The sequence below is a fragment of the Alcanivorax hongdengensis A-11-3 genome (assembly GCF_000300995.1).
In the GTDB taxonomy this organism is placed as follows: domain Bacteria; phylum Pseudomonadota; class Gammaproteobacteria; order Pseudomonadales; family Alcanivoracaceae; genus Alcanivorax; species Alcanivorax hongdengensis.
This window is the reverse complement of record NZ_AMRJ01000006.1, coordinates 31355-56558: the sequence shown is the minus strand read 5'-3', so window position 1 is coordinate 56558 and position 25204 is coordinate 31355. Positions and strand designations below refer to the sequence as shown.

Here is a 25204-nt window from a genome sequence, read left to right as displayed (position 1 = left end):
GGGGACATTTGTCCGACAAAGTACTCTGCCTTACCCTCTCCCGTGGCTATACTGACATCCAACGATGACAACAAAAGACCCCGGGGAGTGTTTGCATGAAGGCAACCCTCAAGCAGCTGGAACGGGATATCGAGCACGCCACCACCTATGAACAGTGGTACGAGGCCAGTGCCGAGCATGATCGCCTGTCCGGCGCGGATGAGTGGAAGGAAATCGACCGCTCACCCCATTACGACTACGAACTGATCCGTAACCGGCTCTGGCAGATCCGCCAGGCCCGTGAACGCAATGACGTGAACAAGCTGGTCTTTCACCTGCATGAAGGCCTGCATGGCAACCTGGGTAATATTTCCAACCCGCGTCTTTATCAGCAGAGCCGGGTGGGCACCAAACGCCTGATCGAGAATTATCTCACCGAGGTGTGTACCGCACTGGAATTCCTCTGTGATGTAAAAACCCCGGATTTCGGTCTCAAGGAAAAGCTCGATTTCTTTTCCACCACCGGTGACGCCTTTGGCCGCAGCTGCCTGATGCTGTCCGGCGGCGCCGCTCTCGGACTCTTCCATATCGGCGTGGCCCGCTGCCTGTGGGAACAGGGCCTGCTGCCTTCGGTGATTTCCGGCTCCAGCGCCGGCAGCATCATCGCCAGCGTGCTCGGCACCCACAATGACGAAGAGCTACGGCGCAAGCTGGAACCGGAAAACATTTACCTGGAAGCCTTCAAGGTGATCGGCTGGAAAGGCCTGCTGCGCGGCACGCCGGTGCTGGATGGCGACCATCTGGAAGCCTGTCTGGAAGAAAACATCCACGACATGACCTTCGAAGAGGCCTACCGCCATACCGGCCGGGAAATCAATATCACCGTCAGCCCCTATGACCGCAACCAGCATGCCCGGCTGCTGAACCACCGCACTTCACCGAACGTACTAATTCGCAAGGCGTCTCTGGCGTCCTGTGCGATTCCCGGCATCTACCCGCCGGTATCCCTGTGGGCCAAGAATATGGACGGCGAACGGGTTCCCTATATTCCCGGGCGCAAATTCGTGGACGGTTCCATTTACGATGATCTGCCGATTCGCCGGCTGGCCCGACTGTATGGCGTCAACCACTCCATCGTCAGCCAGACCAACCCCCATGTGGTGCCTTTCCTGTCCCGCACCGATAACAGCAGCAGCATGAGCCTGGTGGCGGACTGGGGCCTGCGCAATGTATCCATGAACCTGCGCTACGGGCTAAACCTGGTGCAACGGCGTGTGGAGTCCAACGACCTGGGCCTGATGATCGAAAAGGCCAAGAGCATGGTGACCCAGAAATACGTGGGCGATATCAACATGATTCCGCCGCGCCAGCCCATGAACGTACTGCGTACCCTGGCCAACCCGACCCTGGAAGACGTGAGCAACTTTATCCAGCGTGGCGAACAGGCCACCTGGCCGAAGATCAGCATGGTGGCCAACACCACCTGCATCAGCCGCACCTTCCAGACCTGCCTGGCACGGCTGGATCAGCAGGAAGAGCGCATGCTGGACCGCGCCCAGATTTCCGCCGTGGCCAACTAGGGCCTGTTCACACTACTGAGACGGCTCCTGCTGAATGCATTTTTTCGTCCAGTGGTGTCAGGCGATGTGTCATGTAGTCATTCTACATAAATAGCGCGTGGCGCTGCTGGGCGGAAAAAGGGATCAGCCCTTCGGGTTGAGCCCCAAAACCCGCCACTCGTTGTTATTCGTCACTTATTTGGAGTCACCAAACTGCGCTCCTCATGCCTAGATTGGCGGGGTTTGGGACTCAACAGGTGCCTTCTCGGTAGTGTGAACAGGCCCTAAAGGCCCGACGGAATAAAAAAGGCAGCGCCTTGCGCTGCCTTTTTTGTGGCCGGATTATTCTACTCTCAGACCGTCACCACCAGATGCACATCAATGTTGTTGCGCGTGGCGTTGGAGTACGGGCAAACCTGGTGAGCCTTGTCCACCAGTGTTTCCGCCTGGGACTGCTCCAGACCCGGGACATGGACATTGAGTGTCGCCTGGATGCCGAAGCCGGCGCCCTGCGGGCCAATGCCCACCTGGCCGGTAATGGCGGTATCTTCGGGCAAGGTAACCTTCGCCTTGCCCGCCACCAGTTTCAGCGCCCCCAGAAAACAGGCGGAATAGCCCGCGGCAAACAGCTGCTCGGGGTTGGTCCCATCGCCTCCGGCACCGCCCAGGGCCTTGGGGGTTGCCAGTTTCACTGTCAGCTGCCCATCGTCACTGTGGGCGCGGCCGTCACGGCCACCGGTGGCGGTTGCCTTGGCTTCATAAAGCACTTTTTCCAGTTTCATGATCGACTCCTTCTTTAATTCTGCGCTATTAAATAGCGCACTATTTAAATAATCCATAAAAAGGCAGGGCACGCCCTGCCGGATATTAATCAGGACGGCGCATTGTCCAGACGCTGACGCAAGCTGTGCAACTCATCGCGCAATTGCACAAGCTCTTCCGGGCGGCAATGACTGGCGCAGAGCACCGCCTCCGGCACGCCTTCAGCCTTTTGCCGCAGTGCCCGCCCTGTCGCTGTCAATGTCACCTCCACCTGACGCTCATCCGGGCGACTGCGCTGCCGGCCTATCAGGCCAGCGTTTTCCAGCCGTTTGAGCAAAGGGGTCAGTGTTGCCGAATCCAGAAACAACCGCTCACCAATTTCAGAGACGGACTGGCGATCCCGCTCCCACAGCACCAGCATCACCAGATACTGGGGATAGGTCAGGCCAAGCTCCTTGAGGAGCTTGCGATAGACCTTGCTCATGGCCAACTGGGCGGAATACAGCGCAAAGCAGACCTGCAGGTCCAGCTTTAACCAGGAGTCCGCAGTGGAATCATCATCATTCATGACGGCATATTACATAGCGCACTATTTAATAGCAAGCGACACTCCATGCCGCCCGACTGATCGCCAGGGCTCAGTGGCTCGCCCCGGCTAACCGGCAAAAGCCTGCAAGCCGGTCTGGGCCCGGCCCAGGATCAGCGCGTGCACATCATGCGTTCCTTCATAGGTGTTCACCGCTTCCAGGTTCATCACGTGGCGGATCACGTGATACTCGTCGCTGATGCCGTTGCCGCCATGCATGTCACGGGCCTGGCGGGCAATGTCGATGGCCTTGCCACAGTTGTTGCGCTTCATCAGGGACACCATCTCCGGGGCCCACTGGCCGCTATCCATCAGGCGGCCCAGCTGCAGGGCGCCCTGCAGGCCCAGGGTGATTTCGGTCTGCATGTCCGCCAGTTTCTTCTGGATCAGCTGGGTAGCGGCCAGGGGCCGGCCGAACTGCTTGCGGTCCAGGGTGTACTGACGGGCGGCATGCCAGCAGAACTCCGCCGCGCCCATGGCGCCCCAGCTGATACCGTAGCGGGCCTTGTTCAGGCAGCTGAACGGGCCCTTCAGGCCTTCCACGTCCAGACGGTTTTCGTCCGGCACGAAACAGTCGTCCAACATGATCTGCCCGGTGATGGAGGCACGCAGGGAAAACTTGCCTTCAATTTTGGGGGTGGTAAAACCCTCGAAACCGCGCTCCACCACAAAGCCGTTGATCTTGCCGTCCAGGTTGGCCCACACCACAGCCACATCGGCAATGGGCGAATTGGTAATCCAGGTCTTCGCGCCATTGAGCAGATAGCCGCCATCCACCTTTTTGGCGCGGGTGCTCATGGAACCCGGGTCGGAGCCATGGTCCGGCTCGGTAAGCCCGAAACAGCCCACCCATTCGCCGCTGGCCAGTTTCGGCAGGTATTGCTGGCGCACGGTTTCACTGCCAAAGGCATGGATGGGAAACATCACCAGCGACGACTGCACGCTCATGGCCGAGCGGTAACCGGAATCCACCCGCTCCACTTCCCGGGCCACCAGCCCGTAGCTCACGTGATTCACGCCGGCGCCACCATACTGCTCGGGAATGGTCGGGCCAAGGAACCCCAGCGCGCCCATTTCGTTCATGATCTCGCGATGAAAAATCTCGTGCCGGTTGGCTTCCAGCACCCGGGTCATCAACTTGCTCTGACAGTAATCCCGGGCCGCATCGCGGATCATGCGCTCGTCTTCACTGAGCAGGGATTCCAGCAACAGCGGGTCTTTCCAGTCGAATGTCTGCATCGTCAATCCTGTTCGATTCATTCCCGCAGGGTGGACATTGCTTTCAGGCAATCTTCACCCTATGGGGTTTTCGTTATTAACTATCCACGATTAATTATTCACTGCTTCTCAATCACCATGGCGACGCCCTGCCCCACGCCAATACACAGGCTCACCAGGGCATAACGGCCATCCGTACGCTCCAGCTGGCGCAGCGCCGTCAATGCCAGGCGAGTCCCGGAGGCACCCAGCGGGTGACCCACGGCAATGGCACCGCCATTGGGGTTGAGGCGCGCATCATCACCGGCCAGCCCCAGCTGCTGGCAACAGCCCAATACCTGGGCGGCAAATGCTTCATTGATTTCGATTACATCCATCTGCGCCAGGGTCAGGCCGGCCCGGGCCAGCGCCTTGCGCGAGGCCTCCACCGGGCCCAGGCCCATGACCCGCGGCGCCACGCCGGCCACGGCACCGGCCACAATGCGGGCACGGGGCGCCAGTCCGGCAGTCTCGCCGGCGGCCCGTGAACCGATGATAAGGGCTGCCGCACCATCATTCACACCGGAGGCATTACCGGCGGTGATGATGCCATCTTCGACGATGGCCGGCAGACGTGCCAGCGCCTCCACGGTGGTACCGGCACGGGGGTGTTCATCACTGGCCACGGTCAGCGGCGCCTTCTTGCGGCCCTGGGGCACTGTCACCGGCAGGATTTCCTTGTCAAAGAAACCGCGCTCAAGTGCAGCCTGATAACGCTGCTGGGATTGCGCCGCGTAGGCATCCGCCTGCTCCCGGCTGATGCCCAGCTCATCGGCCACGTTCTGGGCCGTTTCCGGCATGCTGTCACCGCCGAACTGCTGCAGGATCGCCGGGTTGGGAAAGCGGGCGCCGATGGTGCTGTCGAATACGCGCAGATCACGGCTATAGGCCTTGTCCGCCTTGGCCATGACAAAGGGCGCCCGGCTCATGGATTCGGTGCCGCCCGCGACAATCAGCTCGCCCTCGCCCACGGTGACCATGCGGGCGGCGTCCAGAGTGGCGGCCAGGCCACTGCCACACAGGCGGTTGACGGTAATACCCGCCACCGATTCCGGCAGCCCGGCCAGCAGGCCGGCATGGCGGGCCACGTTACGGGCATCTTCACCGGCCTGATTGGTATTGCCGATTACCACGTCCTCATAAAGGCCGGGCTCGAAAGGATTGCGCTGTACCAGCTCGCGAATCACGCCGGCCAGCAGGTCGTCCGGGCGCACCGGCGCCAGGGCACCGCCATGGCGACCGAAGGGTGTGCGCAGTCCATCATAGATATAGGCATCAAGCATGACAGGTCTCCGGAACCGGGCCACCTCATCACGAGGGTGCCCCTTTTCATGGTTTGTCCGCTGTGCGGAATGTTATTTTGAAACTTGACGGGCAGCATAGGCCGTGACAGAGTGCGATGCAAGCAAGGCGCCCTTGTCCAGAGGCTTGCCACCGTGTCCTTACCGCTTACCAAGACCGCCGGACCCGACCATGATTCGTGATGCCGAAACCCTCCAGCAGCTGATTGATACCCTGTCGCGCTTCGTGCGCGAACGCCTGGTGCCCGCCGAGCAGCAGGTGGCCGAGAATGATGCCATCCCCGACGATATTATCGCCGAAATGAAGGCCATGGGGCTGTTCGGCCTGTCGATTCCCGAGCAATACGGCGGCCTGGGCCTGACCATGGAAGAGGAGGTACTGGTGGCCTTTGAACTGGGCCGCACCTCCCCGGCCTTCCGCTCGCTGATGGGCACCAACAACGGCATCGGTGCCCAGGGCATTCTCATTGATGGCACCGAAGAACAGAAACAGCGGTATGTGCCCCAACTGGCCACCGGCGACGTGATCGGCGCTTTCTGCCTGACCGAACCGGATGTGGGCTCCGATTCCGGCGCGGTAAAGACCCGCGCCCGCAGGGATGGCGAGCACTATATCCTCAACGGCACCAAACGCTTTATTACCAATGGCCCCCATGCCGGGCTGTTCACCGTGATGGCTCGCACCAATGCGGACATCCCGGGCGGCGGCGGTGTCAGTGCCTTTATCGTGGAAGGCGATACCCCGGGTATTACCCGCGGCAAGGCCGATGTGAAGATGGGTCAGAAAGGCGCCCACACCTGCGACATCATTTTCGACAACTGCCGGGTGCCGGCCGCCAATATCATCGGTGGCCAGGAAGGGCTCGGTTTCAAGACCGCCATGAAGGTGCTGGACCGGGGGCGGCTGCATATTTCCGCTGTCTGTGTGGGCGTGGCCATGCGCCTGATCGACGATGCGGTGGCCTTCGCCATGGAACGTCAGCAGTTTGGCAAACCCATCATCGAGCACCAGCTGATCCAGGCCATGCTGGCCGATTCCCGGGCCGAGGCCTTTGCCGGCCGGTCCATGGTACTGGAAGCCGCGCGCAGCAAGGACCGTGGCGAACGGGTGAGCCTGGATGCCTCCTGCTGTAAACTGTTCTGCTCGGAGATGGTGGGGCGTGTGGCCGACCGGGCGGTGCAGATTCATGGCGGCGCCGGTTACATGGCCGAGTATCCGGTGGAACGTTTCTATCGGGACGTGCGCCTGTTCCGCATTTATGAAGGCACCACCCAGATTCAACAGATCGTCATTGCCCGGGAGCTGGCCCGGCAGGCCGCCTCGGCCTGAAGTGACAGAGAGCCACACCGACAACAGATTGAAACCCGCCATCCATGACCGACGGGGTCTGGATGGCAATGACGACAACAAAGGCCGCCCTTGCCGACGTTATTGCCACCTCTGAAACGCTGGCCCGACTACAGCCTGCCGCTTTGCATGCTGGCCACCCTGCTGTTTCTGCTGCTGGATATCGGCACCGCCGCCTGGGTTGCCCGCTTTGCCCTGTTGAGCTACCTGCTGGTGCAGTGGCCCCGCCAGGCGCCCATGGCAAAGGGGATTCTGCTGGTCACGTCCGGCCTTGCCGCCACCGTCTTATTGAGTCAGGCCCATCCCCTGCCCCTTCTGCTACACGGGCTGGATCGCTTCTGCTTCTTTGCCACCTTCGTCTCGTCACTGGGCCTGCTGCGGGTCTCGGCCATGCGCTCGCGACTGGTGCGGGAAGCGGGCCAGACATTGATACGCCAGAAACCGGCCCTGCGCTATCCGACCCTGTCACTGGGCACCGCCCTGTTCGGCCTGATCATCAATATTGGTGTACTCAACCTGTTCGCCACCATGGTCATGCGCAGCAACACCCTCAAGGCCGCCGGCGGTCACCGGGACATCCAGCAGGCCCGCGAACGGCGCATGATGCTGTCGATCCTGCGCGGCTTTGCGCTGGCACCGCTGGTCTCGCCACTGGGCATTACCATGGCGGTGATTCTGGCCAATATGCCCAGCCTTACCTGGGCAACACTGGCGCCGGTGGCCCTGCCCACCGCCGCGCTGTTCTTCCTGCTCGGCTGGTGGCTGGACTGGCAGCGGCGCCCCAGTCAGCTGGCCAGCCGGGTGCCGGCCACCGCGCCGCCCGCGCTGACACCATTGTGGCGCTTCAGTCTGTTGGCCCTGGCCATCACCCTGAGTGTGTTTGCCGTGGCCCAGGCCGGCCAGATGCGCCTGCCACTGGCGGTGCTGGTAGCCTGCCCGCTGTCGGCCATTGTCTGGATGGCCAGCCAGCGACAACGCCTGGGCGGCGGCACTGGCCTGCGCCGGGCGGTGACCCAGGTGGCCCGACATTCACGGCTGATTTTCGGCGCCAACCGTGGCGAGATTGCCGTGCTGGGTGGCTCAGCCTGCCTTGGCGCCCTGCTCACTCCCCTGGTGGATGGCCAGGCCCTGCACCACCTGCTGCTGGCCAGCCATCTGCACGGCGCGGCCATGGCGATTGCCGCCATGCTGCTGGTAGTCGTACTGGCCCAACTGGGGCTCAACCCGATTGTTTCGGTGACCCTGCTGGCATCACTGCTGGGTGACGGCAATATTGTGGATCCACGCCTGCTGGCAGTGGCGTTGATGTGCTCCTGGAGCCTGTCGATGATTTCCTCACCCTTCACCGCCTCCATGCTGGTGCTCAGCCAGTTGATCCAGCGCCCCGCCCGGCAGATTGCCTGGCGCTGGAATGGCCTGTTCTTTGTACTGGTAGTGCCGCTGCTGGCCGGTTGGTTATGGATGCTGTCTGTGCTGCTCTAGGCCGCAAACAGCCACAGGCCATCGCGCTGCTCACGGTGCACCCGGCCCTGGCCGGCCAGACAATTGAGGTGGGCAATGCTTTCACCCATGGCGAACATGAGCTGCTGAACATCCAGCGTGCGGTCAAACAACACAGGGAGGATATCGTGGGCATTGCATGGCTGATGACGACAAGCGTCCAGCACCTGCTCCAGCTGGCTGTCATGGTGTGCTGCCAGGTCATTGATGCGCTCATGCAGGCCGCGAAACGGCAGACCGTGGGCCGGCAGCACCAGGGTCTGCGCCGGCAGCGCCTCGCGGATCGCCAACAGGCTATCAACAAAGGCCGTCACCGGGTCGGCCTGTGGGTCGGTGGGCCGAACCATCAGGTTGCTGGAAATGGTCGGCAACACCTGATCACCACTGATCAGCACTTGGTCATGCTCCCGGTACAGGCAAAGATGCTCCGGCGCGTGACCGCGACCGATGTGGATACGCCAGTTTTCGCCATTGATGCTCAGGCGGTCACCGGCACCGACAAACTCCGGCGCCTGTGGCATCGGCATGACCACCCGACGAAAGCCATTGCCCTTGCCCGCCACCTTGTCCAGCTTGTCGCCCCGCAGCCCATGGCTGCCAAGAAAACCCTTGAACCGCTCGATGGTCTGGCTGTCGGAGGCTTCACAGATGGCGGTAGCCAGCTGCCACTCACCCTGGCTGAGAATGACCGGCGCCTGGCAATGCTGCTGCAGCCAGCCGGCCATGCCAAGATGATCCGGGTGGTAATGGGTGACGATGATGCGCGTGACCGGCTTGCCGTCCAGCTGGTCGCTGAGCAACTGTTGCCAGATCTCCCGGCTGCGACGAACGCCAAGCCCGGTATCCACGATCACCCAGCCATGGAGGTCTTCCAGCAACCAGAGGTTGATATGATCGAGCGCGAACGGCAGCGGAAACCGCAACCAGTAAACCCCGTCGGCGACCTTGAAGCGCTGACCGGCCGGCGGTAGATCAGTGAACGGATAGTGCAAAGACATAACAAACCCTTTTTCACCACAGGGGTCACCGAGTACACAGAGAAACATCCATCGCAAATTTCAGCGTCGCGAGTCGCCAGCGCCTTTGGCCCTGCGTCCGGACAAATGGCCTTCTCTATGACCTCTGTTGTGAACCATGATTGTAAGGAGTACAGACATGCGCGCCTGGTGTATTGAAAACGGACAACTGCAACTGGACACCCTGCCCGATCCGAGTCCCGGCCCGGAGGAAATCCTGGTGCAGGTCAGAGCCATCGGTGTGAACCGGGCGGACCTGCTGCAAGTGCAGGGCCGCTACCCGGCACCGCCGGGCACCAGCAGCCGGGTACCGGGGCTGGAATATGCCGGCGTGGTCACCGCCGTGGGCGAGCGAGTCCAGCAACGCCGGGTCGGCGATGCGGTCATGGGCCTGGTGCCGGGTTGCGCCTATGCCGAACAGATCATCACCCATGAGCGGGAAGCGCTGATCATTCCTGATGGCCTGGATTTTACCCGCGCCGCCACCCTGCCGGAGGCCTTTCTGACGGCCTACCGGGCCCTTTTTCTGGAGGGCGGTCTGCAAGCGGGCCAATGGTGTCTGATTCGCCCGGCCACCGCCGGCGTGGGCCTGGCCGCCACGCAGCTGGCCCATGCGCTGGGCGCCCGCCCCATTGGCAGCAGCCGCGACCTGGCCAAACTGGAAACCGCCAACGACATGGGACTGACGGCGCAGGTGCGCGAAGACGACACCCTGGCCGAGCAACTCCAGGCGCTGACCGACAATCAGGGCGTGGCCGTCATGCTGGATATGGTGGGCCCGGACTGGAGCACCCTGCTGGATGGCCTGCGCCCGGAAGGCACCCTGGTCATGATCGGCATGCTCGGCGGGCTGACCACGCAACTGAACCTGGGCACCCTGCTGATGCGCCGCCAGACCCTGAAGACCATGACCATGCGCAGCCAACCGCTGGAAAACCGCATCCGCATCGCACAGTACTTCAACGACCGGCTGGCACCGCTGTTTGCCAGTGGCCGACTGCTGCCATTGCCGCTGGAGCGCTTTGCCTTTGACCAGGCGCCGGCGGCCCATGCGCACATGGCAGCGGACAGCTTCAGCGGCAAACGCATCATTGAAGTGGGCGAGGCAACGCATCGGTGACAGCCTGAAACAGTATTTGGAATACTATTTCACGTTTTTCACGGATCGCTCAATGACCAAAACCACCAGCCCCTCTGCGCCGGTCAATGGGAAGAAGGGCCGGGGTTGGCTACTGCTGACGGATACGAAGCGCCGTCAATACCGTATTCAGATGCGGCACCGGCACGGCAAGTCGTTCGGCAATGGCCACCGCATTGCCGAGAATGGCATCCAGCTCGATGGGGCGGCCGTGCAGGTAATCCAGTGCCATGGAGTTCTTGTAGGCCCCCATGGCGCGGGTACCGGCGATATTCTTGTCCACCAGCTCCGCGGGCAGTGGGTAGCCGTCGGCCTTGGCCACGGCCATGACCTCCTGCATCATGGCGCGTACCAGCGCTTCACCGCCCGGGGCATTGAGTATCGTCAGGGTATCCGCGCCGTCTGCGAGAACACTGAGGGGGTTGAATGGCGCGTTCCAGACACATTTACGCCATCGCTCACCCACCACCGCCTCGGTCTCGTTGACCTCGATGCCGCCGTCACGCAAGCGCCCGGCGAGCTGCTGGCAGTGCGCGTCGAAACCGGTCGGGAAATTGCCCATCACCAACTGCCCGTAGGCCTGATGATGAATCTGGCCGGGGCCGATGCGACTCACGGCAATAAAGGCCAGGCAGCTGATCAGCGCATGGGTCGGAAAGGCCACGGCCAGCTCCCGCTCGATATCCAGCCCGTTTTCTATCAGCACGATTACCGTCTCGTCACCCAACCAGGGACGCACCAGGGCGGCACGATCCACACCCGGCAGGACCTTCACGCACAGCAGCACATAATCCGGTGTTTCCTGGGGAACATCGTCATCGCGATAGATATGGTCCGGCATCCAGGACAGCTCGCCCAGCACGCTCTCAAAGCGGAAACCATGGCCCTTGACCGCATCGTAATCCGAGCGCAGCACCACGCTGACCCGGCACCCTGCCCGTTTGAGAATGGCCCCGTAAAAACTGCCGATGGCACCCGCACCGACAATCAGGACATGCGGTTGATCACTCATTACTGACTCTCCCTTTCTTTTGCCCCCGGGCCATTGCCATCAACGGCAAGCAGGCCAACAGGAACACAAGCAACAAAAAACAAAATGCATTATCAAAACCTGCTTCATAGGCCAGCGCAGAGGATGCCAGCGGGTCAGCATGCCGATAACGGTCACTGAAAAATTGTATGCAAAGAGCACACAGGTTCACGCCCAGTGCCCCTCCGATCTGACGGCCGAAATTGAAAATACCGGCGCCCTGGGGGATCAGGGCGGGGGGTAACAACCCCAGGGCCCCGGTGGACGATGGCGGCATCATCAGCCCCAGCCCGATTCGTCCCAGCAAGGTCCACAGCACCAGCCAGACAGCGGCACTGGACAGGGAAGCTCCGGCCATCAGCGCCATGTTCAAGACGAACAGCACCATACCCGCCGCCATCAGGGCGATTTCAGACATGCGGTCGGTGAGGTGGCCGGCCAGCGGGAAGGTAAAGGCCATGGCCAGCCCCGCCGGCATCAACATTAACCCGGCACGGGCGGCACTTTCTCCCAGCACCTGTTGAAAATACAGCGGCGTGATATAGGTGGACGCAAACACCCCGGCACCAATCACCATGGACATGAGGAAACTGCCGGCGAAGCCGGGGTGACGAAACACCGCCAGATTCATCAGCGGGTAGCGACAATGACGCTGGCGCAGAATGAACCCCACGGCGGCCAGCAAACCGGCGGCCAGCGCGACCCGCCAGGGGCCATCCTGCCAGCCACGGCGGTAGCCGCTGGCCATCACCCACAGTATGGCCGTCACCGCCACGGACAAGAGCAACAAACCGGCCACGTCCAGTCTCGGCGCGTTGCCTTGTGCATCCTTGCCGGGCAGAAAACGGCCCGCCATCAGCATGCCGATGCCGCAGGCCGGCAATACCACCAGAAACACGGCACGCCAGCTCACGGAATCCACCAGTACACCACCAATGGCGGGCGCGATGGCAGGCCCCAACACCACACCCAGCCCATAGATACCCATGGCCTGGCCACGGCGATTGAGCGGGAAGACCTGGAAGATGGTGATCATGGCCAACGGCTGTATCAGACCCGCCAACACGCCCTGCGCAACCCGGGTTGCGACCAGCAGGGAAAAATGCTGGCTCAATGCCCCGGCCAGTGACACCACGATAAACAGGGCCATGGCCACCAGGTAGCAGCGCCGGGCCCCGAAGCAATGGATACACCAGGCATTAAGCAGCATTCCCACCGTCATGGCCGCCAGAAATCCGGTAGCCAGCCAGTGCACCTGGTCCTGGGCCAGCCGGAATTCGGCCATGATGGCGGGGATCGCCACATTGATAATGGTGGAGGCCAGCACCACGGACATGGTGCCAAGCATCACCGTGGTGGTGACCAGCCAGCGATAGCCCGGACCATGACGTGCGAACAACGCCTCGACCTGGGCCTCCACCGAGGCCATTACCGGGTGGGATCCTCACTGACACGCACCAGCAACTTGCCGCGGTTACGCCCCTGCAACAGCCCCTGAAAGGCGTCCACGGTATTTTCCAGCCCGTCGACAATATCTTCCTGATAGCGGATCTTGCCCTGCTGCATCCAGCTGCCCATGTCACGGACAAAGTCCTTCATCAGGTAGGCATAGTCGAACTGGATAAAGCCCTTGATCAACACGCGCTTGACCAGCAGCTTGGTAAGAAACGCGGGCAGCTGATCCGGCCCCGCCGGCGCTTCAGTATCGTTATAGTGGGCAATGCGCCCGCACAGAGGAATGCGCGCGAAGTCGTTGACCCGTTTCATCACTGCCTCAAACACCTTGCCGCCCACGTTCTCGAAATAGATATCGATGCCATCCGGGCAGGCAGCCTCGAGCTGGGCTTCGAAATCATCGTCCTTGTAGTTCACGCAAGCATCAAAGCCGTAGGCCTGGACCACGTGTTGGCACTTGTCCGCTGCCCCGGCCACGCCCACCACCCGGCAGCCTTTGAGTTTGGCGATCTGACCGACCACCTGCCCCACCGCGCCGCTGGCGGCGGACACCACCACGGTCTCGCCTTCTTCCGGCTGGCCGATTTCCAGCAGCCCGGCATAGGCGGTAAAGCCCGGCATGCCCAGTACCCCCACGGCGGTGCTGATGGGGGCCTGCTTCGGGTCCAGCTTGCGCAGCATGTCCTTGCCCTGCACGGAGTACTCCTGCCAGCCACCGAAGGCCAGCACGTAGTCACCGACGTCATAACCGTCAAGGCGCGACTCGATCACCTGGCCCACGGTAGCGCCCTGCATCACCTCTCCGGGTTGCACACCGGCGGCGTAGGACTTGGCCGGGCTCATGCGGCCGCGCATGTAGGGGTCCAGGGACAGGTAAATGGTACGGATCAGCACCTCACCCTCGCCCGGGCTCGGCATCTCACCCTGGCGCAGAGGAAGGTCATCGCTGGTGGGCATGCCGACAGGATGCTGCGCCAGAATAATGTGGCGGTTTACACTCATGGTTCTCTCCCGAAAAGATTCAATGCCCCGAGCCTGGGGCAAAGCGGCCCGCAGGCAAATAGCCGGGGGCGGAGTTTGTCGCTTCAGGTAGCAACGGTGTCGTAACCGGCAATAGCGCGGTTAGCCACCATCAAAAAAGGCGGCCGAAGCCGCCTTGCTGTCATGTTTTATGCTGCGTCGTCATCCACATCCAGCAAGCCTTCCAGCTGCTGCATGTGATAACCCAGATCACCGAGCTGGTGATCAATCATGACGATACGCTTGGCGTAATGGGACACTGCGGTTTCTTCCATCATGCCCATGCCGCCGTGCAGCTGAATCGCTTCCTCGGCCACCTTGCGACCGGACTTGCCGATCAGGGCCTTGGCCGCGGCCACGCGCTTGGCACGCAATGCCGGCGCCGCTTCCAGCGAGCAGGCTGCCAGGATGGTCATGGAGCGGGCTTTTTCCAGTTCCATGCGCATTTCCACCATACGGTGCTGCAACGCCTGGAACTTGCCAATCGGCACACCGAACTGCTGGCGCTCCTTGATATACGCCAGAGTCTGGTCGCAAGCGACTTCCATGGCGCCGGTGGCTTCCGCACACAGGGCCACGATACCCAGAGCCAGGGTTTTCTCCAGCGCGTCAATGGCCTTGCCTTCCTCGCCCAGCCGTTCACCGGCGGCCTTGTCGAAGGTGATTTCCGCTGCATGCAGGCCATCAATGGTCGGGTAACCGCGGCGGCTGACGCCCTCGGCGCCGGCATCCACCACAAAGGCGGACAGGCCATCACGATCATTGTCACCGCCACTGGTGCGGGCAATCACCACCAGCTTGTCGGCGCTGTCGCCGTGCAGCACGACCGCTTTCTGGCCGCTGATGACATAACCATCGCCCTGCTTGTCGGCGCGGGTCGCCACCTGGGTGTGGTCATAACGCCCTTGCGGTTCGTAGGCAGCCAACGCCAGGCGCAGCTCGCCACCGATGATGGCGCTGATCAGGGTTTCCTTCTGCGCGTCACTGGCCAGCGCATTGATCAGAGTACCGCCAAGCACCACGGTGGCCAGGTAGGGTTCGAGCACCAGGCCACGGCCGAAGCCTTCGGCCACCACCATCAGCTCCGGGCCACCACCGTTGAAGCCACCGAAATCCTCGGCAAAGGGCACGCCCAGCAGGCCCAGCTCGGCGAATTGCTGCCACATGTCAGTGGAATAGCCCAGCTCGCTGGTGCGGGCCTTTTCGCGTACATCGAAGGGGTAACCATCGCGGACCAGACGGCCCACGGTTTCTTCGAGCATGCGTTGTTCGTCGCTCAGTTTGAAGTCCATGCTCGTCTCCTTATAGTCCCAGAATCATCTTGGCGATGATGTTCTTCTGAATTTCGTTGGAGCCGCCGAAGATCGACAGCTTGCGCATATTGAAGTACTTGGCGGATACCGTGTTGGCAAAATCGGGGCCCACCATGTCGCCGCCGTAGTCCGCCTCGAAGGTTTCCGGCAGGAACGGCTGCGCGTAGGGGCCCGCCGCCCGGCGGAACAGGTCAGTGATTTCCTGGCGCAGTTCGGTGCCCATGATTTTCAAAAAGGAGCTTTCCGCCCCCGGCACGCCGCCGGCCTGGGCCGCAGCCACAGTACGCAGGTTGGTCATTTCCAGCGCCATCAGTTCCATTTCCACATCCGCCAGGCGGTTGCGGAACAGCGGGTCCTCGATCAGCGGCTTGCCGTTCTGCTGGACCTTGGCAGCCACTTCCTTGAGATGCTTGAGCGCCGCCTTGGACTGGCCAACACCGGCAATGCCGGTACGCTCGAAGGTGAGCAGGTACTTGGCGCAGGTCCAGCCCTTGTTTTCTTCACCGACCAGGTTTTCCACCGGCACTTTCACGTCATCGAAGAACACTTCGTTGACTTCATGCTCGCCGTCCAGGGTGATCAGCGGGCGCACGGTGATGCCCGGGGTCTGCATGTCGATCAGCAGGAAGGAAATGCCTTCCTGTTTCTTGGCGTTGGGGTCGGTGCGTACCAGACAGAAGATCCAGTCGGCATGCTGGCCCAGGGTGGTCCAGGTTTTCTGACCGTTTACCACGTAGTGGTCACCCTCACGCACGGCCTTGGTTTTCAGGCCGGCCAGGTCGGAACCGGCACCCGGCTCGGAATAGCCCTGGCACCACCACACATCGCTGTTGAGAATGGACGGCAGATAGGTCTTTTTCTGCTCTTCGGTGCCGAATTTGATGATCACCGGTGCCACCATGTTGACGCCAAACGGCAACACCGTGGGGGCGCCGTACTCGGCACACTCTTCTTCAAAGATATGCTTCTGAATCGGCGACCAGCCGGTGCCGCCATACTCCTTGGGCCAATGCAGCGCCATCCAGCCCTGTTCGTTGAGAATCTTCTGCCAGCGGATGGTGTCTTCCTTGCCCAGATGCTGGCTGTTCTTCACCTTGCTGGCGATATCCTTGGGCAGTTTTTCGTCCAGAAAGGCGCGCACTTCATTGCGGAACGCCAGTTCTTCCGGGGTGTAGTTAATATCCATGTCAGTCCTCGTTATTTACTGTAGAAGCCCTTGTTCTGCTCGGCCAGATCCGTGAGCAGTTGGGCGGGCTTCCAGACATCGGAGCCGGTTTGCTGGTAAATCTCGTTAACCTTGTCGAAAATCGTTTTCACGCCGACCTGGTCGGCCCAGAACAGCACGCCGCCGCGGTAAACCGGGAAGCCATAACCGTAGATCCAGATCACGTCCACATCCAGCGGCCGGGCGGCAATGCCCTCTTCGAGAATTTTCGCCCCTTCATTAACCATCACGTACATGCAGCGCTCGAGGATTTCCTGGTCGCTGATGTGGCGGGGGGTAATACCGTTGTCACGACGATATTTTTCAATAATCGCGTCCACATCCGGTGAAGGGATCGGGGTGCGGTCGCCTTCCTGGTAGTCGAACACGCCGGCACGGGTTTTCTGGCCCAGGCGGCCGGCTTCCACCAGCTCGTCGGTCCAGTTACGCGGCGGTGCGTTGTCCGGGTCGTCCTTGCGCAGCTCTTCGCGGATGCGGTAGCCCACATCCATGCCCGCCAGGTCCGACATGGCAAAGGGCCCCATGGGGAAGCCCAGGTCGAACAGCACCTTGTCTACCTGCTGGGGGCTGGCGCCTTCATTGACCAGCTGAACGGCCTCCGCCTGGCGTTTGTGCAGCATGCGGTTGCCGACAAAACCGTGGCAGACGCCCACCAGCACACCGACCTTGCCGATACGGCGACTCAGGTCCATCACCGTGGCAATGACGTCATCGGCGGTCTTGTCACCGCGCACGTTCTCCAGCAGCCGCATGACGTTGGCCGGGCTGAAAAAATGCATGCCCATGACATCCTGGGGGCGCCCGGTGAAGGCGGCAATGCGGTTCACGTCCAGGGTGGAGGTATTGGTGGCAAGAATGGCACCGGGTTTGCAGACCCGGTCCAGCTCGGTGAACACGGCCTTTTTCACGTCCATGTTCTCGAACACCGCCTCGATTACCAGATCCACATCACCCAGCTCATCATAGCTCAGGGTGGGCTGGATCAGCGCCATGCGCTGTTCCACCTGCTCGGCGCTGATACGCCCTTTTTTGGCGGTGTTTTGGTAATTTCTGCGGATAATAGCCAGGCCCTTGTCCAGCGCGTCCTGCTTCACTTCCAGCAGTTTTACCGGGATACCGGCGTTGGCGAAGTTCATGGCAATGCCACCGCCCATGGTGCCGGCACCGATGACCGCCACGGTCTGGATGTCCCGCTTCGGGGTGGTCTTGTCCAGGCCCGGCACCTTGGCCACTTCCCTCTCGGCGAAGAATACGTGGCGCTGGGCCGCGGATTCCGGTGAGATCAGCAGCTTGAAGAACAGCTCGCGCTCGCGCTCGATACCCTGGTCGAAGGGTAGCTCCACCGCCGCCTGCACCGCCTTGATGCAGCTGAAGGGCGCCTTGAAACCGCGTTGCTTGCGGGCAATGGATTGCTCGAATTCGCTGAACAACTCGGCACCGGTATCGCCGGGCACGTCCATCTCTCGAATCCTGCGCCGCGGTGCCCGGTCCGCCAGCAACCGGCGGGTAAAGGCCAGCGCCCCGTCCAGCAGGTCACCACTGACCACGTCATCCACCAGCCCCAGTTCCCGGGCCTGGGCGGCTTTCACCGGCTTGCCCCCGACAATCATGTCGAGCGCCTGCCGGGCGCCGACCAGACGCGGCAGACGCTGGGTACCGCCGGCGCCGGGCAGCAGGCCCAGGTTCACTTCCGGCAGGCCCAGGCGGGCGCTGTCCAGCGCCACCCGGTAATCGCAGCCCAGCGCCACTTCCAGGCCACCGCCCAGGGCGGTGCCGTGGATGGCCGCTACCACCAGCTTGTCGCTGGCCTCATACTCATTGATCACTTCCGGTAGAGACGGCGGCTGTGGCGGTTTGCCGAATTCGCGGATGTCGGCGCCGGCCGGGAAGGTCTTGCCTTCGCCGATCACGATCACCGCCTGCAAGCTGTCATCCGCCATTGCTTCGCGCAGGCAGGATTGCAGGCCGGTGCGGACACCGTGGCCCAGGGCATTCACGGGGGGATAATCGATACGGATGATGCCGATGTCACCGTCACGACTGAGGCTGACAGGGTCACTCATTACCACTCTCCTGATTACAGCACCGCTCTCGGGCGGCGTCCGGCCCGGTTTACCGGGTCTGGGTAGGATGAAACAGCCCCCAGTATAAGCAAAGGGAAGCGACTTTCAATTATTTTGGAATTAAATTTCATTTATTGAAATGACAGCCCAAACGACAGCGGGGCACCCTCTGGCGCCCCTCTGTTGCGAACCGGGTTGGCGTCAGTCCGCCATCACCTCGGAAAGGCTCTCGATCTTGATCTTGCCGTTCTCCACCACGGCGATATTGGGGTCGACCACCATGCCGCCCTTGTCGTCGATGGTTTCCACGCCGTAGGGATTGTGCTCGGCGCTGAGCGTGGTCAGGCCCTTGGCCATGGCCGCGCGGATCTTGCCCGCATCGTCCACACTGCCGGCGGCCTGCATGGCGGCCACGGTGGCGTAAAGGCCGAAGTAGTTGAATGCCACCTCGGAGGTGGGCGCGGCGCCGTCGTTGGCCTTTTCATACTTGGCCACGAAAGCATCGGAACCCGGGGTGTGATAGTCCACCAGCGGCACGACGCCCACCGAGCCCTCCAGCGCCTTGAGACCACCGGCCACCTTGGCCATTTCACCGATCTTGGCCTGGTCCATGATCACGAAGCCACCCTTGAATCCCAGCTCCCGGGCCTGCCGGGCCACCAGCCCGGTGGGCTCGGAGGCGCCGCCGATGAACAGCACATCGGGCTTGGCAGCCAGTACCTTGCTGACACCGGTATAGAAGTCCGCAGACTTGTTGTAGTCCATCGGGTTATCGGCCACCACGGTGCCGCCGGCCGCTTCCCACACCGGCACAAAGGTCTTGGTCCAGTACTTGGCATAATCGTGGGTGGCGTTGGCGATGCCCAGTTTCTTGCCGAAGCGGTCCATGGCGATCTTGGTGAACGGCTTCAGGTAACCGGTGAAGGTGGGCGGAATACGCACGGTGAGCTTGTTGCCCTTCTCGGTCACGGTGGGCACCGAGGTATAGGACATGAGCAGGAAGTTGTCGCGCTCATTGAAAGCCTGCAGGGCAAAGGTGCCGCCGGAATGGGGGGTGAAGATCACCGGCGTGCGGTACTGCTGCACCAGGCGCTTGCCGTTCACCGCCGCCAGGCTGGGCGAATACTTGTCGTCCAGGGAGACGATCTTGATGTCGTAGGTTTCATTGCCGACGGCAAACCCGCCGTTATCGTTGATTTCATCGGCGGCCATCTGCAGGCCGTGCAGGGTATTCTCCCCGTACAGGGCCGCGCCGCCACTGAGCGGCCCGGTGAAACCGATATTGAGGGTCTCGTTGGCCAGTGCCTGGCCCGCAGCCAGGGCGATGGCGCCGGCACAGGCCAGGCGTCGGAACAAGCCCTTGATGGTGGTGTTGCTCGTCATGTTGCTCTCCCGTTATTTTTTTGGGGTCTCAAGCCCCTGCTGTAGCGCACACGTGCCGGGTCAGGCGCCGATATAGGCCCTGCGAATCTCTTCGTTCCCCAGCATCGTGTCCTTGTCGCCCTCCATCACCAGGCGACCGTTTTCGATCACGTAGGCGCGGTGGGCAATCTTTAATGCGGCGAAGGCGTTCTGCTCCGCCAGCAATACCGTGGTGCCCTGCTCGTTGATGCCCTTGATGGTCTCGAACATCTGCTTGACCACCAGTGGCGCCAGGCCCAGTGAAGGCTCATCCAGCAGCAGCAGTGTCGGCCTTCCCATCATGGCCCGGCCGATGGCCACCATCTGCTGCTGGCCGCCGCTCAGGGAACCGGCGGCCTCGTCCTTCTTCTCATCCAGAATCGGAAACAGACTCAGCACCTGCTCCAGGGTCTGGCGAATGCCGGCCTTGTCGCGCCGGTGTACATAGGCACCCAGCATCAGATTCTTGAGTACCGACATTTCCGGGAACAGCTTGCGCCCTTCCGGGCACTGCACCACGCCGGCGGCTACCAGCGCCGACGGTTTGAGGCCGGTCACGTCGCGGCCGTTAAGGGCAATCTTTCCCGCCGACGGTTTCAGTAAGCCGCTGAGGGTATTGAACAGGGTGCTCTTGCCGGCGCCGTTGGCGCCCAGCAGCACCACCAGTTCGCCCTGCTCCACGGACATGGACACCTCTTCCAGGGCCTTGAAGCTGCCATAGCGGGCTTCCACATGATCAAGCTGCAGCATCGTCATCACTCCCCAGGTAGGCTTCGATCACCACCGGATTCTGCTTGATCTGATCCGGGGTGCCTTCGGCAATCTTTTCACCGTGATCGAGCACCATGATCTTGTGCGCCAGGCTCATGATCATGTCCATCTTGTGCTCGATCAGACAGACGGTGACGCCGTGGTCCACCATCTTGCGGATCAGCGCCGCCAGCTTGATGGTCTCTTCCGGGTTGATGCCGCCGGCGGGTTCGTCCAGCAGTACCAGTTCCGGGTCCGTGGCCAGCGCCAGGGCAAAAGCCACCCGTTTTTTCTCTTCCTGGCTGATATCGGCGGTGAGGCGATGACCAATATGCGACAGGCCGACAAAATCCAGCACGTCCTCGGCGCGAGCCCGGCATTTCTTTTCCTCGTCGCGCAGACGTTTGGAGTTGATCAGCACATCCCAGAGCCGTGACTGGGTGCGCAGCCGGTGGCCGACGATCAGGTTGTCGAGCACGGTGGATTCTTCAAACAACATGGTGGACTGGAAGGTCCGCGCGATCCCCAGCCGGGCAATGCGATCACAGGCCATGCCGGTGATATCCATGCCCTGGAACTGGATGCGCCCCTCGGTGGGCGCAATGGCGCCGGCCACCAGATTGAAAAAGGTACTCTTGCCGGCCCCGTTGGGGCCGATGATGGCGTTGATCTTGCCGGCCTCGAAATCGACGCTGACGTTGCTCACCGCCGCCAGCCCGCCGAAACGTTTGGTCAGGTTCTCGATCTTAAGCATGGTTACCGGCCCCCTTCTTGATGCTCGATGCGCCGGCTTGCGGCGGCACTTTTTCCGACGCGGTCTGGCGGGCCTGCTGCTCCCGGGCTGCGGCACGGCGACGGGCCCGCCAGGCGGTAAAGGACCCCACCACACCGCGGGGCGAGAAGATCACCAGCAGCACCAGCAACGGGCCGAACACGATCATGCGGTACTCTTCCAGCGACTGCAGCGACTGGGTCAGCCAGGTAATCACCAGGGTGCCCACCAGCGGCCCCATCAAGGTGCCGATACCGCCCACCAGCAGGTAGGTGATCATGTCGAAGGTATGGGCCACGTCCGCTTCCGCCGGGCCGATAAAGCGCACCATGCCGGCGTACAGCGCACCGGCCACCGCCGCGTAGGTGGTCGACAGCACGAAGGCCAGCACCTTGTTACGCATCAGGTTGATGCCCAGGGAGGCGGCCAGGTCATCACTGATACGGATGGCCAGAAAGGTGCGCCCCAGCAGCGAATGACTGATGCGACTGGCGAAGAACACCGACAGCACCAGAAACACCAGCGCCAGGTAATAAAACGGTGTGGTCTCGGTGAAATCCACCAGACCAAAACCGTGCGGCGCCGGAATATTGATGATGCCCAGGGTGCCGTGGGTCAGTGACTCCCACTTGTCCATCAGCAGATAGATGATGAAGCCCACACAGAGGGTAAAGATGGCGAAGTGGTGCTCCTTGAGGCGCAGCGACACCACCCCCACCAGAAAGCCCAGCAAGGCCCCCATGGCACCGGCGGCCACAAACGCCGGCCAGAATGGCCAGCCGTTATCCACGGTAAGAATCGCCAGGGTATAGGCGCCGATGGCAAAAAAGGCACCATGGGCCAGGTTCAGCTGGCCGCACAGGCCGGTGACGATATTCATGCCGTAAACGGCAATGGCCCAGACAAAGGCCAGCGCCATCACATAGATCTGGTATTCGTTACCGGCCGCCAGCGGGAACAACACCGCCAGCAGGATCAGTAACATCTTCATGGCCGGGCTCATGATGAAACCGGAGACTTTCTGCAAGGCACCCATCAGCGCACCCCCTTGGTAAACAGGCCGGTCGGTTTCACCGAGAGGATCACCACCAGCAACGCAAAGGCGATGATGTCCTTGTAATCGGTGGAGATATAAAAGCCGCCAAAGGCTTCGGTGAAGCCGATGATCAGGCCGCCGACAATGGCGCCGGGGATCGAGCCCATGCCACCGAGGATGATGATCACGAAGGCCTTCATGATCAGCAGGTGCCCCATGGACGGATAGACCAGATTAATGGGCGCGAACAGGGTCGCCCCCACCGCGGCCAGGGCACCGGAGATGGCAAAGGTCATCATCGCCACCCGGTTGGCATCAATGCCTACCAGGAAGGCCCCTTCCCGGTTCTGGGCCATGGCCACGATGGTGGCGCCGGTCATGGTTTTCTTGAGGAACAGATGCAGCACTGCCATCAGTGAGAAGGCACCCATGATGATCAGCACCCGCTGGGCCGGAATGGTCAGGCCGGCGATGTTGAAGATATCGGTATAGGGCGTGGGCATGCGGCGGAACTCAGCGCCCCACTGCATCTGCACCGCCGCTTCCAGAAACATCATGATGCCGATGGCAGCAATCTTGTCGTGGATCGGCGGCGCATCGCGCAGCGGGTTGAACACCAGCCGTTCGCACAGCACTGACAGCGCCGCCACCGCAGCGGCGGCACAGGCCATGGCCACCCAGTAGTTGTAGCCCAGGTCCACCATGGTCAGGTAGGACACATAGGCCCCCACCATATAGATGGCACCATGGGCGAAGTTGGGAACATGAAGAATGCCGTACACCAGCGTCAGCCCCAGGGCCACCAGCCCGTAGATGCTGCCCAGTGTCAGGCCGTTGAGTACTTGTTGAAAGAACAGGTCCAAGGCCGTGCCTCCTGCGTTGGGGAAACGGTCGGCCCTGCCGTCCGTTTCACTTTTTTCCGTTGTTATCACCGGCCCGGCGGGGTAGCGCTCCCACCTGTTTTTGTCGGGTCGGGCCGGGGTTGTCTTCAGCCGTTCAGCATGCCTGCCGGGCCTGACCGGCCCACTCCTGCTCCTGCAGGGCCCGCCACATCACCTTGCCGGTGGGTGAACGGGGCAGTTCATCGCGAAACTCCACCACCTGCGGCACCTTGTAGGCCGCCATTTCGTCACGGCACCAGTCGATGATCTGTTGCTCGCTGACCTGGCCACGCTGATCAGCGGCCAGCACCACGCAGGCCTTGACGGTTTCGCCGCGACGGGCATGGGGCGTGGAAATCACGCAGCTTTCCTGGATGGCCGGGTGGCGGTACATCAGGCTTTCCACCTCCGCCGGCCAGACCTTGAAACCGGAAGCGTTAATCATGCGTTTCACCCGGTCAACGATGAAGAAATAGCCTTCCTCATCGTAATAGCCCAGGTCACCGGTACGGAAAAAACGCTTGCCGTCCAGTTCGATGAAAGCCTTTTGTGTCTCCTGCGGGCGTTTCCAGTAACCCTGGAACACCTGCGGCCCGTGGGTGATGATTTCGCCCACTTCACCCACCGCCATTTCCTCACCGGTTTCCACATTGATGATGCGCGAATCGATATCGAACACCGGGATCCCCAGGCACTGGGCCTTGGGTTTGTCGGTGGGGTTGATGTGCGTGCCGGCGATGGTTTCCGACAGGCCGTAGCCTTCCATGTAACGCAGGCCGGTAAGCTGGAACAGTTTGTCCGAGACCGCCGCCGGCATGGCGGCACCACCGCCGCCGATGTTTTCCAGTGACGACAGGTCGAAATCCTCCACCTGCGGATCGGACAGCAGGTCGATGGCCATGGTGACGATGTTCACCCAGCGGCTGACCCGGTAACGCTCAATCAGGGTCGCCGCCACCCGCCGGTCCCAGCGGGTCATCAGCACGATCAGCGAGCCGCCATAGATGGGCGAGTTCATGGAGCCCTGCATACCGGTGACATGGAAATACGGCAGGGTCGCCAGGGTTACCGACTCGGTGGTGCCATGGCTCCACACCGCCCCCTGCACACAGGTGGCCATCACCGAACGATGGGTATGCATGCAGCCCTTGGGCGCCCCGGTGGTGCCGGAACTGTAAGGAAACACCGCCAGATCATCCGGCCCCACCAGTAACGGGCCAAGCGGTTCACCGGCGGCCAGCGCCTGCTGCCAGCTGACCAGGCCCTCCCCTTTCACCGGCGCCGCCGGCGCCTGCACTTCCTCGGGCAACGGCAGATCCGTGTCACGGGTGAGGTAATCGCTGTAGGCGGCCACCACCACCCGGCGCAGGTTGCCATGGCCCACCAGTGGCGCGATGAAACCAGCCAGTTCCTGGCCACAAATGGCCACCGCCGCATCGGTGTCATCTAGGTAATGCTCCAGTTCCGCGGTGCGGTTCATGGGGTTGACCGGCACCACGATGGCATTGGCCCGCAGGATGGCGTAATAACCGATGATGAACTGGGGGGCGTTCTGCATGAACAGCAGCACCCGGTCGCCCCTTTCCACGCCCTGGGCCTGCAGGTAACCGGCCAGGGCATCCACCTGGGCCTTGAGCTCGGCAAAGGTGATAGGGCTGTCGTAGTAATTGATGGCATCACGGTCCGGGTAACGGAGCGCGGATACCTCCAGGTTGGTGTAAAGGCTGGTCTGCGGCAGGCTCAGATGCCGGGGCATATTCTCCGGCCACACCGCATGGTGCCGATCAAACATATTGTACTCTCCCGAAACTG

At 61.8% G+C, this 25204-nt stretch carries 21 protein-coding genes; 4 read left to right on the top strand and 17 right to left on the bottom strand.

The window, feature by feature from the left end:
• The first annotated feature begins 95 nt into the window (after positions 1-95).
• Positions 96-1559 (top strand): DUF3336 domain-containing protein, encoded by a 1464-nt coding sequence (locus A11A3_RS05925; protein ID WP_008928366.1) that lies wholly within the window; start codon positions 96-98, stop codon positions 1557-1559.
• Positions 1560-1891: 332 nt separating this feature from the next.
• Here the strand turns inward: A11A3_RS05925 and A11A3_RS05920 are convergent, their stop codons facing one another.
• The 4 genes from A11A3_RS05920 to A11A3_RS05905 all read right to left on the bottom strand — a co-directional run bounded on the left by A11A3_RS05920 (position 1892) and on the right by A11A3_RS05905 (position 5426).
• Entirely contained in the window at positions 1892-2320 is a 429-nt protein-coding gene (locus A11A3_RS05920; protein ID WP_008928365.1) for an organic hydroperoxide resistance protein, read from the bottom strand.
• Between the two features lie 89 nt (positions 2321-2409).
• On the bottom strand, positions 2410-2868 hold the full coding sequence (locus A11A3_RS05915) for a MarR family winged helix-turn-helix transcriptional regulator (RefSeq protein WP_008928364.1): 459 nt from the start codon (positions 2866-2868) through the stop codon (positions 2410-2412).
• Positions 2869-2955: 87 nt separating this feature from the next.
• Positions 2956-4125: an acyl-CoA dehydrogenase gene (locus A11A3_RS05910; RefSeq protein WP_008928363.1), complete on the bottom strand. Its 1170-nt coding sequence runs from the start codon at positions 4123-4125 to the stop codon at positions 2956-2958.
• Positions 4126-4223: 98 nt separating this feature from the next.
• Positions 4224-5426 (bottom strand): 3-oxoadipyl-CoA thiolase, encoded by a 1203-nt coding sequence (locus A11A3_RS05905; RefSeq protein WP_008928362.1) that lies wholly within the window; start codon positions 5424-5426, stop codon positions 4224-4226.
• 190 nt (positions 5427-5616) lie between these two features.
• On the opposite strand from A11A3_RS05905, the gene A11A3_RS05900 reads away from it, so the two are divergent.
• Both A11A3_RS05900 and A11A3_RS05895 read left to right on the top strand, forming a co-directional pair.
• Positions 5617-6774 carry an acyl-CoA dehydrogenase family protein gene (locus A11A3_RS05900; RefSeq protein WP_008928361.1) on the top strand — a complete coding sequence of 386 codons (1158 nt, stop codon included), beginning with the start codon at positions 5617-5619 and terminating at the stop codon, positions 6772-6774.
• Positions 6775-6876: 102 nt separating this feature from the next.
• Entirely contained in the window at positions 6877-8274 is a 1398-nt protein-coding gene (locus A11A3_RS05895; RefSeq protein ID WP_237738832.1) for a hypothetical protein, read from the top strand.
• Here A11A3_RS05895 and A11A3_RS05890 read toward each other — a convergent pair.
• Positions 8271-9290: an MBL fold metallo-hydrolase gene (locus A11A3_RS05890; RefSeq protein ID WP_008928359.1), complete on the bottom strand. Its 1020-nt coding sequence runs from the start codon at positions 9288-9290 to the stop codon at positions 8271-8273. The two genes, A11A3_RS05895 and A11A3_RS05890, sit on opposite strands and share 4 nt — an antisense overlap.
• A gap of 157 nt (positions 9291-9447) precedes the next feature.
• Between A11A3_RS05890 and A11A3_RS05885 the strand changes: the two genes are divergently transcribed.
• Positions 9448-10428 carry an NAD(P)H-quinone oxidoreductase gene (locus tag A11A3_RS05885; protein WP_008928358.1) on the top strand — a complete coding sequence of 327 codons (981 nt, stop codon included), beginning with the start codon at positions 9448-9450 and terminating at the stop codon, positions 10426-10428.
• A gap of 109 nt (positions 10429-10537) precedes the next feature.
• On the opposite strand, the gene A11A3_RS05880 is transcribed toward A11A3_RS05885, so the two are convergent.
• The 12 genes from A11A3_RS05880 to A11A3_RS05825 form a co-directional block, all read right to left on the bottom strand.
• Positions 10538-11458 (bottom strand): ketopantoate reductase family protein, encoded by a 921-nt coding sequence (locus tag A11A3_RS05880; protein ID WP_008928357.1) that lies wholly within the window; start codon positions 11456-11458, stop codon positions 10538-10540.
• Complete coding sequence (locus A11A3_RS05875; RefSeq protein ID WP_008928356.1) at positions 11451-12905, bottom strand: DHA2 family efflux MFS transporter permease subunit; 1455 nt, start codon at positions 12903-12905, stop codon at positions 11451-11453. Before A11A3_RS05875 ends, A11A3_RS05880 begins: the two co-directional genes overlap by 8 nt.
• Positions 12905-13933: an NADPH-dependent curcumin/dihydrocurcumin reductase gene (gene curA, locus A11A3_RS05870; RefSeq protein ID WP_008928355.1), complete on the bottom strand. Its 1029-nt coding sequence runs from the start codon at positions 13931-13933 to the stop codon at positions 12905-12907. Before curA ends, A11A3_RS05875 begins: the two co-directional genes overlap by 1 nt.
• 167 nt (positions 13934-14100) lie before the next feature.
• Positions 14101-15243 (bottom strand): acyl-CoA dehydrogenase family protein, encoded by a 1143-nt coding sequence (locus A11A3_RS05865; protein ID WP_008928354.1) that lies wholly within the window; start codon positions 15241-15243, stop codon positions 14101-14103.
• 10 nt (positions 15244-15253) lie between these two features.
• A complete protein-coding gene (locus A11A3_RS05860; RefSeq protein ID WP_008928353.1) occupies positions 15254-16450 on the bottom strand; it encodes an acyl-CoA dehydrogenase family protein in 1197 nt (398 codons plus the stop codon).
• Positions 16451-16461: 11 nt separating this feature from the next.
• Entirely contained in the window at positions 16462-18552 is a 2091-nt protein-coding gene (locus A11A3_RS05855; protein ID WP_008928352.1) for a 3-hydroxyacyl-CoA dehydrogenase NAD-binding domain-containing protein, read from the bottom strand.
• 201 nt (positions 18553-18753) lie between these two features.
• On the bottom strand, positions 18754-19935 hold the full coding sequence (locus tag A11A3_RS05850) for an ABC transporter substrate-binding protein (RefSeq protein ID WP_008928351.1): 1182 nt from the start codon (positions 19933-19935) through the stop codon (positions 18754-18756).
• A 60-nt stretch (positions 19936-19995) separates the two neighbouring features.
• Positions 19996-20703 (bottom strand): ABC transporter ATP-binding protein, encoded by a 708-nt coding sequence (locus tag A11A3_RS05845; RefSeq protein ID WP_008928350.1) that lies wholly within the window; start codon positions 20701-20703, stop codon positions 19996-19998.
• A complete protein-coding gene (locus A11A3_RS05840) occupies positions 20690-21457 on the bottom strand; it encodes an ABC transporter ATP-binding protein (RefSeq protein ID WP_008928349.1) in 768 nt (255 codons plus the stop codon). The genes A11A3_RS05845 and A11A3_RS05840 overlap by 14 nt, the downstream gene beginning before the upstream one ends.
• Positions 21450-22511, bottom strand: coding sequence for a branched-chain amino acid ABC transporter permease (locus tag A11A3_RS05835; protein WP_008928348.1), 1062 nt, complete (start codon positions 22509-22511; stop codon positions 21450-21452). The genes A11A3_RS05840 and A11A3_RS05835 overlap by 8 nt, the downstream gene beginning before the upstream one ends.
• A complete protein-coding gene (locus tag A11A3_RS05830; RefSeq protein ID WP_008928347.1) occupies positions 22511-23374 on the bottom strand; it encodes a branched-chain amino acid ABC transporter permease in 864 nt (287 codons plus the stop codon). Before A11A3_RS05830 ends, A11A3_RS05835 begins: the two co-directional genes overlap by 1 nt.
• Before the next feature lie 133 nt (positions 23375-23507).
• Entirely contained in the window at positions 23508-25184 is a 1677-nt protein-coding gene (locus tag A11A3_RS05825; protein ID WP_008928346.1) for a long-chain fatty acid--CoA ligase, read from the bottom strand.
• Positions 25185-25204 lie beyond the last annotated feature (20 nt).